The sequence below is a fragment of the Parabacteroides sp. AF39-10AC genome (assembly GCF_003635405.1).
In the GTDB taxonomy this organism is placed as follows: Bacteria; Bacteroidota; Bacteroidia; order Bacteroidales; family Tannerellaceae; genus Parabacteroides; species Parabacteroides distasonis.
Genome location: NZ_QTLP01000007.1, coordinates 111,228 through 126,819, shown reverse-complemented (window position 1 = coordinate 126,819; position 15,592 = coordinate 111,228). Strand labels below are relative to the sequence as shown.

At 43.7% G+C, this 15,592-nt stretch carries 13 protein-coding genes and 1 tRNA gene; 2 read left to right on the top strand and 12 right to left on the bottom strand.

Annotated elements, in window-relative coordinates:
• Window positions 1-12 precede the first annotated feature (12 nt).
• From DW033_RS08540 to DW033_RS08505, 8 genes are all read right to left on the bottom strand, one after another.
• On the bottom strand, window positions 13-453 hold the full coding sequence (locus tag DW033_RS08540; RefSeq protein ID WP_226769898.1) for a hypothetical protein: 441 nt from the start codon (window positions 451-453) through the stop codon (window positions 13-15).
• A gap of 1 nt (window position 454) precedes the next feature.
• A complete protein-coding gene (locus DW033_RS08535) occupies window positions 455-1,240 on the bottom strand; it encodes a hypothetical protein (RefSeq protein WP_147423672.1) in 786 nt (261 codons plus the stop codon).
• Between the two features lie 229 nt (window positions 1,241-1,469).
• The gene (locus tag DW033_RS08530; protein WP_122382648.1) at window positions 1,470-2,789 is read right to left on the bottom strand and encodes a PcfJ domain-containing protein; all 1,320 of its coding nucleotides are present in this window, start codon (window positions 2,787-2,789) and stop codon (window positions 1,470-1,472) included.
• A 1-nt stretch (window position 2,790) separates the two neighbouring features.
• Entirely contained in the window at window positions 2,791-3,192 is a 402-nt protein-coding gene (locus DW033_RS08525; RefSeq protein WP_008780338.1) for a PcfK-like family protein, read from the bottom strand.
• 3 nt (window positions 3,193-3,195) lie between these two features.
• Window positions 3,196-4,308, bottom strand: coding sequence for a DNA polymerase III subunit beta (gene dnaN, locus DW033_RS08520; RefSeq protein WP_122145155.1), 1,113 nt, complete (start codon window positions 4,306-4,308; stop codon window positions 3,196-3,198).
• A 449-nt stretch (window positions 4,309-4,757) separates the two neighbouring features.
• Window positions 4,758-5,675: a phage integrase SAM-like domain-containing protein gene (locus DW033_RS08515; RefSeq protein WP_233554161.1), complete on the bottom strand. Its 918-nt coding sequence runs from the start codon at window positions 5,673-5,675 to the stop codon at window positions 4,758-4,760.
• Window positions 5,676-5,807: 132 nt separating this feature from the next.
• Window positions 5,808-5,894, bottom strand: a tRNA-Ser gene (locus DW033_RS08510).
• A gap of 138 nt (window positions 5,895-6,032) precedes the next feature.
• Window positions 6,033-6,584 (bottom strand): NADH peroxidase, encoded by a 552-nt coding sequence (locus DW033_RS08505; RefSeq protein ID WP_005856013.1) that lies wholly within the window; start codon window positions 6,582-6,584, stop codon window positions 6,033-6,035.
• Between the two features lie 155 nt (window positions 6,585-6,739).
• Here DW033_RS08505 and DW033_RS08500 point away from each other — a divergent pair, with 155 nt between their 5' ends.
• Window positions 6,740-7,798: a class I fructose-bisphosphate aldolase gene (locus DW033_RS08500; protein ID WP_008771817.1), complete on the top strand. Its 1,059-nt coding sequence runs from the start codon at window positions 6,740-6,742 to the stop codon at window positions 7,796-7,798.
• Between the two features lie 68 nt (window positions 7,799-7,866).
• On the opposite strand, the gene DW033_RS08495 is transcribed toward DW033_RS08500, so the two are convergent.
• Window positions 7,867-9,978 carry a S9 family peptidase gene (locus DW033_RS08495; RefSeq protein WP_196009752.1) on the bottom strand — a complete coding sequence of 704 codons (2,112 nt, stop codon included), beginning with the start codon at window positions 9,976-9,978 and terminating at the stop codon, window positions 7,867-7,869.
• An 85-nt stretch (window positions 9,979-10,063) separates the two neighbouring features.
• Here DW033_RS08495 and DW033_RS08490 point away from each other — a divergent pair, with 85 nt between their 5' ends.
• Entirely contained in the window at window positions 10,064-10,552 is a 489-nt protein-coding gene (locus tag DW033_RS08490; protein WP_005856008.1) for an SPOR domain-containing protein, read from the top strand.
• Between the two features lie 292 nt (window positions 10,553-10,844).
• Here the strand turns inward: DW033_RS08490 and DW033_RS08485 are convergent, their stop codons facing one another.
• The 3 genes from DW033_RS08485 to DW033_RS08475 all read right to left on the bottom strand — a co-directional run bounded on the left by DW033_RS08485 (window position 10,845) and on the right by DW033_RS08475 (window position 15,587).
• The gene (locus tag DW033_RS08485; RefSeq protein WP_005856006.1) at window positions 10,845-11,723 is read right to left on the bottom strand and encodes a carbohydrate kinase; all 879 of its coding nucleotides are present in this window, start codon (window positions 11,721-11,723) and stop codon (window positions 10,845-10,847) included.
• 175 nt (window positions 11,724-11,898) lie between these two features.
• Entirely contained in the window at window positions 11,899-14,634 is a 2,736-nt protein-coding gene (locus DW033_RS08480) for a substrate-binding domain-containing protein (protein ID WP_122382646.1), read from the bottom strand.
• 44 nt (window positions 14,635-14,678) lie between these two features.
• On the bottom strand, window positions 14,679-15,587 hold the full coding sequence (locus DW033_RS08475; protein ID WP_005868094.1) for a hypothetical protein: 909 nt from the start codon (window positions 15,585-15,587) through the stop codon (window positions 14,679-14,681).
• Window positions 15,588-15,592 lie beyond the last annotated feature (5 nt).

The following is a 15,592-nucleotide window of genomic DNA, read 5'->3' as shown; positions in this document are numbered from 1 at the left end:
GTTTTTTAATATTTACACCTTGTATTTACGTTCAAAATCATACTTTTTGAAATCATGTTCGGCTGCCTCTAATAAGGAAGAAGTTCGCTCACCTCGTGAATCCTTAAACCGCTCTGCCTCTTGGATACTCGTATCGCTGGCCGTTGTCATTCGGTCATTGGTATATTGATTTAACCACTCAAAGATGACCTGCCCGTCGATCCGGTCAAAGACCTTACCGTAATACCCTTTCTTCGCCCGAGTAAAACATAGCTTGAAATCATCTGGCTTCAGAAAATAAAACTCCTCAATAATCAAGTCTGCCGTAGACGCAACCTGAACGGCTCCCATCGTTTTGCCGACATTGAAAAAGTCTAACAGATCATTCAACACTTTAACCATGAATGCACGCAAATGCTGCTCTCCGAACTTTTTATTTATCACGGCGATAGAACACGAAGGACTATCGAACACATCATTTACTGTTTTCGGATGCAGACTGTTGTAATATGGCATCGGCAAGGTTCCCAAGATGCTCACGCTCGCGTCTTTTGTTCTCGGCATCAGTTCCGGAGGAAGCACGCCGGTTGTCGGGTCTATGCTGGCCAAAAGCTGTATTGCTTGTTGTTTGTCCATTTTTCTTTGCTATTGCTTGTGATACAATTTCATTAAATTTTGAATTAATATTCGTCACACTAAAGTTTTCCAGTATCCATCCGTCAGTGATTGAATCCAACAAGTACTTCAAAGCGTTTAATACGCCTTGATCGTCAGTCGGTAAACTCTTCTTCTCCCGTTGAAATTTCAATTTCTTGAGCAAAGAAGACATATTTCCCGCATCTTTTGCGCTCCAATAATAGCTGGACGAAAAAATAGCCTGATAGTGTTCCTCAAAAAGTTTCCTTGCTTCCGAGTTCAACGGATTAGGACGCTTTTTTGGTTTGGATGGTGGTTTGTCCGATTGTGCATCCAGTTCCGCCTCTCGTTTCTTCAACTCTTCTTCCAAAGCACACAAAGCCTTTTCCTTTTCCAAAAGCTCTTTTTCTTTTGCTTTGTCAACCCCCTTAGGGGGTGTGGGGGGTATATTATCTAAGTCTATAGTCTTATATTCTTTAGTCTTATATAATATGCTTGGGTCTTTGCTAAGATTTTTACTTAAGTCTTTGCTAAACCTTTTGCTAAAGGTTTTACTAAACTGTTTACTTAAATCATTTAAGTAATAAACGGGAGATTTTTCATTCCTTTTTCCTGACTCAAACATCAATAAACCTTTGCTCTGTAATCTATTCCTGCAATCGATTAAGGTAGGTTCAGATATACCGATCGATAGGATGATTCTCCTGTTGGGACATTCAAACGGATTTTCCCAACCCCGAATATTGCACTCACTTAACAAGAAGAAGTATAAGTACGCCTCGTTCGAGGAAAATTTGACGTTCTGCGATGTCTTCCAAAAAAGGTTTATGTAATCTATATAGGTCATATTATATTTATGCAATCATTTTCTGACGGATCAGGTTCATATTCTTTTTTACCAGTTTTACTATCTGGTCGTGATACTTGCTTACCCCATTGCAGACGGATCGGGATTGGACGATATTCAGCGTCTTCAAATTCACCTCTATCGTCTCGATACGTTTGCCACCGGTGTCCTTTGCTGACAGTATCAAGCGATCCGGCCGATTGTAATATCCGAGTTTATATACGCAGTGATGCATAGCCTTTCCTTCTTGATAAAACTGGGTAATACTCTCCAACGGGCAAATGACTATGTTGCCATCCGTGATTTTCATCCCGAAAAACTTTTCCATCCGCTCGTAGAAGCCGGCTATATCCTTCATGAGCTTTTCACGCCTACGGATAGCTTCCATACGATCCCTATCCTGTCTCAACTTAGCTTCACGGGCATCTTTCTTTGCCAAGAGCCTATCGTGCGCGACCTTCAAGTTCTTAGGACATACATAATGGGCATTACGCAAGTCTTTACCGAAATAAGCCAATAAAGACATATAGTCTTCCCAAAGGGACGCATCCTTGATAATATAATGGTTACGGTTGCAGATATTGAATGATGGCTTATAACGAAGCTGGGAAAAGCCGTTTCTATACATGTGCTTCAGCATGGATATTTGCCCGGTCTTGAGGCATAGTTCCGCGTCATTACCTCCTTTCAAAAGGTCACGTATCAACTTAGACGGGGTTACATCCGGGAACAGTCGATTCAGTCCCCGTTTTTTCAATTCCGGAAGTAATTCTTTCCTTGGATAAAGCTCTCCAAATATCGCATATAAATCACCGTAATAATTATATGGGTTACTTCCATATTCACCCTTGATACTAAGAGGGGAACTATACGCAAATCCGTTACGTCCCATATTTATTGGACGGGCTATGATCGTACGCTTTCCGTCTTCACGAATCCATTCTTGAACAACTTCAGTAAAATCATAATACACCGGGGAAGTTCCCTTACGGGCGTTTTTCCAACATAGTATATGCCGGATTACCTGAAACCCGCCTCTCACTTGCAGGATGGACATATACGCCTCCTCATGGTTCTTCTGCTTTCTGCTGACCTTTACATCTAATTGATGGTAGCAATAAGGGCATTCGGTCTTGTCACCCAATTTACTATTACCCGTATTAACCCATATCTCGCCACATTCAGAGCACCACAACTCATTCTTACATTTGTAAGCTACATGGTCGAACACGTGTTCCTTGGCCCATTCCTCCTGCGCCTTTGTGATGGCGGGAAGCTTTTCGCTCAATCCCGCCACCAACTTTTCCAATCTCGTTCTCGGCTTCATATCAAAACAGGCTCATTTGTTGGACACTCTCATCAACCTTCTTCTTGGCCGGCCTCTTTTTAAGCGATCGGTATTGCTCTTCGGTCAACCTTTTGATGGCCGCCTGACGGGCAGCGTTCTTTTCTTCCTCCGTAAGTTCTACTTTATGGGAAGAAGAAACGGAGCTACCGACAGGAACTTTTCCGACCTCGATATTCTCTTCATCATAATAATGTACGGCCATGCCAAAAACCTCCGTATCACTCATCACGACAGAGGTTCCACGCTTACGGGCCTCTCCCAAGATATAACGACAACACTCGTCTATACTCTTTTTAGGATTGGCAAGTCTCGGGGCAAACAGAAGATCTTCCGCCGCCCTCTCCTGTAAATATTTCTGGATTGTATCTTTGAACTCTTTCATAACTTACGGGATTGTCATGGGCATTAATAAATAGGTAAGTTCCTCGTTCCCAGATTGGTTCTCCGGAGTTATCAAGATAGCGCGGCTAGGCTCGCTAAAGGAAAGCCTCGTACGCCCGTCATCGATACATGAGAGTATCTCAAGAAGCAACGATCCATTAATCCCGATCGAGAACTCATTCCCGTTAAAATCGACCTCCAACGTTTCCTCCGCGGAAGTCGAGAAATCTATGTCTTGGGCGAATACGGTCAACTTATCACGAATGATCCTCAAGACGATAAGGCATGAGGCCTTATTGGAGAACACCGATGTCCTTTTAATAGCCCCGATCAGTTGTCCGGTGTCAACAAGCAGTTCCAGCTTATTCGCCTTGGGTACCACAGCTTTCCAATTAGGATATCTCCCCTCCACATTCCGGAACGATATCTCATAGTCATTGAGTATGACATCGGACCAATCCGCACCGACCCTCATTTCCATGTTATCGGAGGAAGCCGGAAGTATCGCCTTCAATACCGAGGCTATAGGACGGCTGATTATAACTGAGATCTTGCCAACCTGTCTATCATTGCCCTTTCTCAAGAATCCCATGCCATGCCCGTCCGCACCGACAAAGCATACGGTCTCCGGTTCCGTCTCAATAAAGACAGAGCTTAGGACCGGACGGATATCATCATTCCCGGCCAAATTTATGACCTTGGATATCCCATTGAATAAATCCTCCGCGCTTAATGACACAGAGTCCAAGACCTCGATCGATCTTTTTCCCGGATAGGTAGATGGGTCATAACCCACCACCTCGAACTTTCCACCATGGTACTTGATCCTTATCTCACGGGTATCCTTGTTGATGATTATATCAATTGGTTGCTCGGGCAGGTTCCTCAGTCCTTCTAATAAGGAAGTCGGGACACAAATAGATATCTCCTCGTCGAAGATGCACTCAAGGCTGGTGGTTATCCGGCCCTCGCTATTCGATCCGGTGATGAATAACCGGCCTTCCCTCGTCTTAAACAAGAAATGACAAAGGATCGGCGTGGATGATTTGGCGGGTATGATCTTCGCCAAAAGCTGCAATCTTGATAGCAGCGCTGTTTTAGAAATAGAAATCGTCATAGTGCCTGTTTTTTTGAAGGCACCCGGTAAGTCTTTGTTTTATGGAAGTTTACAGAAATAAGAGACCAAACACATATAAACACAAAAAGTTGGATCTCAAACTTTCGTCTAAAATCCAACTCGCTATTTCAACGGCAAAGATAGAGTCATTTTTTTAATCCGCAAATTATTTCCATCTTTTTTTCGTTTTTTTCTTCAAATACATAATCAAGTATCTTGGCATTCAAGCGGTCGATAACGCTAAAATCGGTCTTAACATACCCAGATGTCACCCTATGGGAAGAAGCATGGTTAAGGCAAAAGCCTACTAAATCCAAACTTGCATCGAAATCGTTTTGAGCGAATGTAGCCCAACTATGCCGAAACGAATAGACAGAAATATGAGGAAGGTCGTTTTTTCTTGTTATATCACTTATTCCCTCGTTTATACATTTATTGAAATTCTTACTTTATCCATAAGTCTCACAGAAGTTAAACAGCCTTTTTTCTCCAGCATATTTCTCAAGCAAATGAGATAGCCTATCTGGTACGGCTATCTCTATATACGCCTTGTCATCCCTCCTATTAGTAGTCTTACGTCTGCAGTAACACATCTTTCCGTCTCTAAGGTTCTCTTTTTCCATATAATACAGGTCAGCGGTGTTAATTCCGGCAAGACAAAAAACGATCTCGCACACATCCCTAGCACGATCAGCTCTTGATCCATACTCCGCGGATACCGCAAAAAAATCTCGAACGGTTCTAATGTCCAATGCCCTTTTCTCTGGAACTGTAGGTCTAGGTACCCTCACTCCCCTAAACGGGTTATTCCGTATAAGCATCTCGCCGGTATCATAATTATTATACCGCTCGCATCCAGCCATAAACATTGTCTTGATCCGCTTCGGATAGCCATGTTTCTTGTACAAGCTATCTTTCATCGAATCTATCCACTCCTTGAATATAGACGATGTAAGATCAGAGAAGAGAATGTCGTCTTTCCCCATATATTCCTCCAAGCGCCTTAACGCAAGCTTATAATTTATCGACGTGGATTCTCTTCCCTCGTTATCCATCTTAGAGGTAAACCCCTCACAAAATTCAGAAAAAGAAGGTGCGCTAGAATCCCTCCTCAAGAAGTCCAGTATCTTTCTGATATCCCAACATTGTATATCTTCACGATTAAGCCGGGACATATACCCGTCAATAAGAATAGAAATATCCTTGATGATGTAATTATCTATTACCTCACCCTTCCGAACAGACTTAGCCTTACAGACTTTATCTGTTTTTATATATCCTACCTGTCCGTGATGGGTTACACGAATATAAACAGGATACGTATTGTCTTTTCTCTTAGCTCGTACGCAAATTTTGAAATATGCCATAATTTTTACTGTAAACTATTTGTAAATCATTTATGCTATTCATGCAAAAAAAGCTTGTATGAATAGGTATGTAAGGAGGCTAAAATGAACAAATCCCCTACAGTATATTACGACAAAGAGCTAATAATCAAGCGGAAAGACTGGGATTCGAACCCAGGGAACAGTTACCCGTTCACCGCATTTCGAGTGCGGCCCGTTCGACCACTCCGGCATCTTTCCTTGTGGTTGACGTGTACAAAAGTACATAAAATATAGTATCGTTATTCTCTTGAAAGGCTAAAATTACTTTATCAAATACAAAAAAGGGCATTCTTCACAGAACGCCCCTCTTTAAAACATATAACTAATACCTCTAAATTACTTGAAATAACGATTATATAAACCTTCAAATCCTTTGCCATGACGTGCCTCGTCTTTGCACATCTCATGTACGGTATCATGGATCGCATCCAAATTCTGTTGTTTAGCCAATGTAGCGATACGTTTCTTGTCCTCGCATGCGCCAGCCTCAGCTTCCATACGCTTTTTCAAGTTAGTCTTCGTATCCCAAACAACGTCACCAAGAAGCTCCGCAAACTTAGCAGCGTGCTCAGCCTCTTCCCAAGCGTAACGCTTGAATGCCTCAGCTACCTCAGGATAACCCTCACGGTCTGCTTGACGGCTCATGGCCAAATACATACCAACTTCGGTACATTCTCCCATAAAGTGAGCGTTCAGACCTTCCAAAATCACTGGGTCTACACCTTTAGCAACACCTAGTACATGTTCGTCAACGAACTGCAACGCACCTTCTGTCTCTACTAATTCCTTAAATTTGCTTTTCGGTTGTTTACATTGAGGGCAGAACTCAGGAGCCTCATCACCTTCGTGTACATAACCACATACTGTGCAAATCCATTTCTTTTTCATATATCGCAAAATTTTTATTGGTTGTATGGCACAAAATTAACTAAACTATCCGATACTACCATAATTCATCGATAGATTAATTCTATGTGTTAATCGATAAAAACTATGGAACTTATTTTTGACAGTGATTGTTTACTAAGTAAATATTTATTTATATGGATACATCTAAGATTATTAGTTTATTAGGAGACAAAAGTGATTATTATTTAAATCACGTATGTAAGACTATTGATAAATCGCTGCTTCATCTTCCATCACCCACTTGCGTGGACGATGTGTGGGTCAATTCAGATAGAAACATACAGACTCTCAATAGTCTGCAAACCTTGTTGGGGCACGGAAGATTAGCTAACACCGGATATGTTTCTATCCTCCCGGTAGATCAAGATATCGAGCATACCGCAGGGTCTTCCTTCGCTCCAAACCCCATTTATTTCGATCCGGAGAATATCGTAAAATTAGCGATCGAGGGTGGTTGCAACGCAGTCGCTTCTACGTTCGGCATACTAGGGTCAGTCGCACGAAAATATGCCCATAAGATTCCATTCTTGGTAAAACTAAATCATAATGAGCTTCTTACTTATCCGAATTCTTACAATCAAATCTTATTCGGCACGGTGAAGGAAGCATGGAATATGGGCGCCGTAGCTGTAGGGGCCACGATCTATTTCGGATCAGAGCAAAGCCGACGTCAGCTAGTCGAGATTGCCGACGCATTCGAGTATGCCCATGAACTAGGTATGGCGACCGTATTATGGTGCTATTTACGAAACAGCTCTTTTAAAAAGGATGGCATCGACTATTCCGCGGCAGCCGATTTGACCGGACAGGCTAATCACCTTGGCGTCACGATCAAGGCCGATATCATCAAGCAGAAGCTACCGGAGAACAACGGAGGTTTCACCGCTATCAATTTCGGGAAGATCGATCAAAAGATGTACACAGAGTTAACGACAGAACATCCGATCGACCTCTGCCGTTACCAAGTTGCTAATAATTATATGGGACGTGTCGGGCTTATCAACTCCGGTGGGGAATCTCATGGCGCCTCAGATCTTAAAGACGCTGTCGTCACCGCTGTCATAAACAAACGTGCGGGTGGCATGGGGCTGATTAGCGGAAGAAAGGCGTTCCAACGTCCGATGAAAGACGGCGTGGAGTTACTTCATTCAATTCAAGATATTTATTTGGATAAGGATATTACTATCGCTTAGTTTGTTATTGCGTTGAGAAAAGAAGGCCGTCCATCAAAGCTATATACTTTGGGGACGGCCTTCAAATTTTATTTCTTCAACCACATATCCAACCACTCAAAGAATGTGCGTTGCCATAGAACGCCATTCTGGGGCTTCAATACCCAATGGTTCTCATCCGGATAAATCAGCAACTCGGCCGGTACACCCCGAAGAACCGCGGCGTTAAACGCTGCCATTCCTTGATTAGCCAAGATCCGGTAATCCTTCTCTCCATGGATACAAAGGATAGGCGTATCCCATTTGTCCACGAACTTATGCGGGGAGTTCGCGAATGTACGCTGAGCCGTAGCGTTTTGCTTTTCCCAGTACGCTCCACCCATATCCCAATTGGCGAACCACATCTCTTCCGTTTCCAGATACTGCATTTCCATATTAAAGATACCATCGTGGGCGATAAACGCCTTGAAACGTTTATCATGATGACCTGCCAACCAATATACGGAGAATCCACCGAAGCTGGCGCCTACACAACCCAAGCGATCCTTATTTACATACGGTTCCTTGGCTACCTCGTCAATAGCGGTGAAATAGTCTTTCATGCATTGTCCGCCATAATCGCCGCTGACAGCCTCATTCCATTCCAAGCCAAATCCGGGAAGACCCCGACGGTTCGGTGCCACGATAATATAGTCATTAGCCGCCATGATCTGGAAATTCCAACGGTAAGACCAGAACTGGCTCACAGGGCTTTGCGGGCCACCCTCACAGAACAACAAGGTAGGATACTTCTTATTCGGATCGAACTGAGGCGGATAGATAACCCACGTTAGCATCTGCTTGCCATCCGTCGTCTTCATCCAACGTTCCTCTACCTTACCCATCGTAAGCTGGTCGTAAATATGTTTGTTTTCAAACGTAAGTTGAGTTACCGTATGATCCCCTGTCAAATCGATCGAATAGATCTCGTCTCCCATGCTCATGGAATGACGTTGAGCGATCAGCTTATCGCCCAGAAGAGCGACAGAGGCGTAATCGTACATACCTTCGGTCAGCAGGGTAATCTTATTGCCATTCGCCAAGTCTATCTGATAAACCTGCGACTCGCCATGCCAAACGCCCGTGAAATAGATACGCTTGCAATCAGCGCTCCAGCAATAAGAATCCACGTTGGAGTCAAAATCCTTGCTTACGAATGTTTTCTCACCCGTCTCCAGATTCATTACCATCAAGCGATTTTGATCCGCCTCGTAACCATCACGTTCCATACTTAGCCAAGCGATACTCTTTCCGTCCGGAGAATAGGTGGGATTCGTATCATATCCCTTGTTCTCTTCCGTTATATTGGTCGTTTGCTTCGTATTCAGATCATATACATAAATATCCGAATTCGTAGAGATCGCATATTCTTTACCCGTCTTTTTGCGGCTGGTATAGGCAATCTTGTCCGAGGTAGTGTTCCAAGCCAATTGCTCGATACCGCCAAACGGCTTCATCGGGCTCTCAAACAACTCGCCCTCCATTACATCCACAGGATTGCTGATCGATTTGCCATCGAAATCGGCGACAAAAGGATGCGGAGCGGTAGTCACCCACTCATCCCAATGCTTGTACATTAAATCCGTAATGATAACACCTGTCGCCTTATCCAAATCCGGATATTTATCAGCGGTACTATTCACGGTTTTCACTTGCGAGATAAACAAGACCTTTTTCTCATCGGGAGAGAAAGCGAAACCCTCGATATCCTTATCATAATCGGAAAGTCGCTTACGGTCCGTCCCATCCGGATTCATTTCCCAAAGCTGGCTGCTACCACTCTCGTTACATAAGAAAGCGATCTTGGTTCCTCCTTTGATCCATACGGCCTCGTTCTCAGCGAATCCGGTTTTCGTGATTTGCTTATTATCCGATCCGTCAGCGTTCATCACGAAGACCTCACGGTTGCTCTTGTTTTCCGGTACGCTATAATACGCCACCGTATACACCACTTTTTTCCCGTCCGGAGATACGTTCATACCGCCGATACGTCCCATGGCCCACAAAGCTTCCGGGGTCATGCGACCGTCTTTGATCCGGATGTCCGACTTCCCGATAAGGTTCTTATCACCGGTCTCCTTCACGTTCACATCCGTAGCCGGATTGCAAGCACCTAACAGTAGAGATGTTGCCATAATCATTGTTCCGATAGATTTATTCATGCCGTTATAATATATTACAATTTGAGTGCGAAAGTACTAAATATAATTTATATCTTCGCGTTACTAATTATAAGAACTGAACAGTATGAATAAGATTTGGTTATTTGGAGCCGCTGTATGTATGGTATTAGCACTCGGCTCATGTAAACCTAAACAGAGCGCGTACAAGGCTGCTTACGAACAGGCCAAAGAAAAAGAGTCGACGGCTCCTGTTGAGGTTGTAGAACAAGAGGAAGAAGTTGTTGAGGTCGCTCCTGTCTCAAAACCCAGAACCTCTACGGCTACCACTCGTACGGAAAAAATCAACGCCGCTCAAGGCGAGGACGCTAGCCGTCTGAAACGTTATAGCGTTGTTGTCGGTAGTTTCAAGAATAAGACAAACGCTTACGCATTAAAAGAACGTATGCAGAATGATGGCTATAACGCAGTGTTGGGCGAGAACGAGCAAGGTATGTTGCGTGTGATCGTCGCTAGTTTCGACAATAAAGCGGACGCCGCCGATAGCCGTGATGCCATCAAGGCGAAATACGCTCCTAACTTCCAAGACGCTTGGTTATTGGAGAGAGCTTATTAATTGTAAGCTATCAGAAAAGATAAAAGCGGAAGGTCTCGTTAGCCTGTAAGAAGAATCTTGCAGGTTATCGAGACCATTCTATTTGAAGGAAACATAAGGACATAAAAATAGCCCGACTTCAACAGCCGAGCCACTTTTCACCAATCTAATCTAACTTAACCTAAAACAAAAACCATCTTTTTCTTTTTGCCTTTCTCTTCTTATATCCTAACAACCTTTTTACCTTAAAAACGTAATACCTATTCGAAATTGTATAAACTCAAAACATCTAAACACATATGATATAAACGAATTACTCTTCATAAACAGGCCACGCACCTTCTTTCGTACAAACGAAAGCCGCTGTCTTTACAGCGAAATGATGGGCCTCGCTTAAGGACTTCCCCTTTAAGAGCGAGATGATTAGAGCCCCCGAAAAAGCATCCCCCGCCCCGACCGTATCCGCCACCGTGACCTCCGGCGTGGGCAACGTAGAGATCTCCTCTCTCGTATAAATCGTACTATGGGAGCTCCCCGCAGTCAAGACAAACATCCGAAGGCCGTATTTCTCAATAAACCATAAAGCCACTTCCCTCTCAGTTCCATTCAAGCCGAATAAGTCCCGAAGAACGTTAAACTCCTCATCATTCACCTTCAACACATTCGCTAAGTACAAAGACTCCTCGATCAACTCCTTATCATAGTATCGCTGGCGAAGATTGATATCCAGCAAACGATAAGCGTCTTTCGGCGCAAACGACGAGATCGCTTGTATCGTCTCCCGGGACTGACGGGAACGCTGGGCTAATGTACCGAAACAAATAGCGTCCGCTTTCTCCGCCAAATCAATCGCGTCGGATGTAGGCGATATATGATCCCAAGCCACTCGCTCATGAATCGTATAAGTAGGGATACCTTCTCGTAACTCTACCTGAACGGTTCCCGTCGGGTAAGGCACTTTCTCGATCAAATGCTGGATATGATTCTTATCCAACTCATCAACGATCTCTTTACCCAACTCATCATCTCCGACAGCGCTGATAGCATATCCCTCAGCACCTAGGCAAGACGCATGATAGACAAAATTAATCGGGGCACCCCCAGCCTTTTTCCCGGAAGGAAGCATATCCCATAATAATTCTCCAATCCCAACGACAATTGGTTTACGTCTTGATTCAGTCACCTGTTCCATGGTCTTTCTATTAAAAACAACTTTCGTACTTATCGACACCGCAAAAGTATATCATCGTTATAAATACAACGATAACTATAGCTACAAGATAAATCACACAAGTTACATAAAAGATTTATTTCCAAGGGACAATAACAGACGTTACCCGCATGTAACATCTGTACTAGCAGCATCCTTACAAAGACTCTATAAACTCGGTTGGCGTTATATTATAAACCGCCTTAAAGCATTTGGAGAAATAGGCCGGCGAGCCGAATCCCGTGGCATAAGCAACCTCGCTAATCGTTCCGGATCGCTGCTTCAATAGGGCGGATGCCTTTTTCAAACGATAGTTACGCAAAAAGTCCGTAGGGGTAATCCCGGACAACTCCTTCACCTTTCGATATAAATGCACACGAGACAGACCCAGTTTCTCACTGCCTTTCTCTATACTGAAATCGGGATCGCTATAATTCTCCTCTATTAAAGCGATAAACTTACGCATAAACAAATCATCCAGACTCTCCACCTTCCCTTTAGTCTCGATGGAAAGTCCCGCAGGCGATTGAGACTCTTTCAAGAAAACCTCCCGCAAACGATTACGTTCTTCCAACAATTTAATGATACGTAATTTCACGATCTCGATATTGAACGGTTTCTGGATATACTCATCCGCTCCCCCCTCAAATCCATACAAGCGTTGACTGTCATCCGAAAGAGCCGTAAGCAAGATTACCGGGATATGACTGAGGGCCATATCCGACTTAACCCGGCGGCAAAGCTCGAAGCCATTCATCTCCGGCATCATCACGTCACTGACGACCAGTGATACATTTTCCTTCAATAGAATATCCAAGGCCTTGGCACCATTCTCCGCTACAAGTACATTAAAATTCCCGGACAACTCATGCTGTAAATAAGCGCGAATATCCCAATCATCCTCAACGATCAAGATCGTATAATCATATTTCTTATTCAACGTTTCTTGAACTTGGGATATATCCAAATGCGCTACACCAGAGGACGATTCCGTCGCATTCGACAGAAAGACACAAGATTCATCAAAATGAGATTTACCTTTCGGGATCTGAACGGTAAACACTGTCCGTTCGCCTTGCTCGCTTTCCACGTGGATCGAGCCTTTATGCATAAGGACAAATTCCCGTGTCAAATGCAGTCCGATACCCGTTCCCGGAGCATAGCTTTGCCCGCTTGTAAAAAAGCGCTCGAATACGGAGGCTAGGTTTTCCGGGGGAATACCCTCTCCATTATCTTCCACCGATAAGACAACCTCCGTCTCCTCCTCCCGCAAACGAATCGTAATCTTCCCCTGCTCCGGGGTAAACTTAAAGGCGTTCGAGAGCAAGTTCGTTAATATCTTCTCCATCTTGTCCGTATCCACCCAAACAAAAAGAGAATCCATTTCATGCAGGAAGGTATAATCAATTCGCTTACTCTGGGCCAGATTATTAAAATAAGATTTCACCTCTTGGATTAAAAAGACCAAATCCATCTTAGTAACCCGCAATCCCATCTTATTATTCTCTATCTTCCGGAAATCCAGCAATTGGTCGATCACACGTTTCAAGCGTTCCGCATTCTTCTTAACGATGCGGATATCATCCGCGAAAACGCCTACCGGGGCATCTTGCGCCATCTTGTTCAGAGGCCCTAGAATCAAGGTTAAAGGAGTCTTTATCTCGTGAGATACATTCGTAAAGAACTGCAATTTCTGTGTCGTGACTTGCTCGATGCGCTGATTCGCTACCGAGAGTTCCTCTTTCTGTTGTTGTACCAAACGATTTTTCTCATTCAACAAATGATTCTTCTGGCGCACTTTACGATTAATATAAACCGTGTAAATAGCGGAACCACCCAATAAAAGCGCCAATATCAAGATAATAATCAAGGAACTATAAAGAAAGTTATATTTCGAGAGCAATTGCGACAAATTCGCACGCTGTTTCTCGATCTGGCGTTGATATTCTACCAACCGGTCTGATTGTAAATAAAGGGTACCGGCGTTGGTCTTATCGATCATAGCGGTGCTTAATGCATACTTTTTCGTATAAGCTTGTCCGCTTAAGATCTGCCATGCTACCTTAATAGCCACCCCACCACCTGTCGGATAATAAAAAGAGGCATCCAACTTACCCTGCGCAACCGCCTCCACGCCTAAGCCTCCTCCCAAGAGTCCATCTACGCCTATAAATTCCACGTGCCCCACCAGCGACGAATCTCGCTCCTCAATCGCCTCACGGGCCCCTAAGGCCATCATATCATTATGAGCGAAAACGATATCGACATCCTCTATGGAATCCAGCTTCAAGACTTCCTCATAGGCATTCTTCCTGTACCAATACCCATCCAACTCCCGGATTTTCACATTCGGATCAATAGACATCGCATCGACAAAACCTTGATGTCTTTCTGTAGCGGAGGAAGAGCCTCTCCGTCCCCATATCTCTAAAATCGTTGTCTCCCCCTTGATCAAGGAGCTGATGTACATTCCGATCGAGCGACCGATCTCGTAATTATCCGCTCCAATATACGTCGTATATTCATCGCTATTAATTTTCCGGTCCAATATGATAGTGGGAATACCAGCCCTGTACGCCTCAACAGCGACAGGCGTAACAGGCTCGGTCTCATTCGACGATATAATCAGCAAATCCACCTTTTTCTTGATAAAACCTTTTATCTGGCTGATCTGAGTATCATTATCCTGACTAGCATCCATTACGACCAACTCGATCTCCGGATGATTTAAAGCCTCTACTTCCATATCACGTATCATGGATTGACGCCAAATATCCGTCATCGAGCATTGAGATACACCGATGACATATTTCTTTTCTTTTTTACCGGGCGAACAGGCAAAGCAAAGAATAAGGAATAGCCAAAGCAGGATATAAAGCGGGTTTCCTTTCATGTGGTATATTTAATTCGATCGTTTATTCTACAAATATACGAAAACTATTCCGAAATTACCCCCAAACAAGTCAAGGTATCTTTTAACAACGGGGTAAATCTATGGATACCGATTTCATTCAAATGATCAGCGTCCCTATAGCAAGAATCAGGTAGCGATACAGCCGTATAATTTAAATAAAAGACCGTTTTATCATCCACATATTCCCGAGCCAAAGAATCCGTCAATTCTCGATAACTCGAAGGAACCCGTTCCATATATTCCGTGGAAACAGGGGCATTGTACAAAATAAGAGACAGATCCCGCTTCTTACATTCCTCTACGATTCGCCCCAACATCTCTTGTTGAAATGAGGATGGCAATAAATAAGCACCCTTATCATCATAGTAATGACGATCGATAATAACGTCTAGTGTTCCCCCGGTCGCCCCTGTGAAAATACGCTCGATCACATTCCTTTTAATCTCAGCTACGCAATTCTTGAACGGAACGCCAAACTCATATGAATACATGACCTCCTTACGGGTTACCGGCGAAACAGCCTCCTGTACCAAGGGTCGCAAATCCTCCCGCTCCTTCAGATGGGGATAAATAGACATATAGGCAGGAAACTCATCCTGATAGGAATCATCGGCCACGGTAAACGTGTGATAACCAAACCCCAATATCACGGTTTTCAAATGGGGAAGGTAAGGCGCTTTCAAGCATAAATCGATATAGGTATTGAAATAATTCTCACTGGATTTAGCGTCATTCCTCGATTTCCCCAGCATATCGGCGGATATCGAATGTAAAGGATGGGAATCTCCCAAAATCAATACCTCTACTTCCGGATCACTCTTGAGGCTGGGTACGCTTATATGAAAATAGGAGCGGATCAACAGACAACTAAGCAACCCTAAACATCCTACCACCCCTAAATACCGGAATATAGCTATAAAGAACCTTCTCATACTTA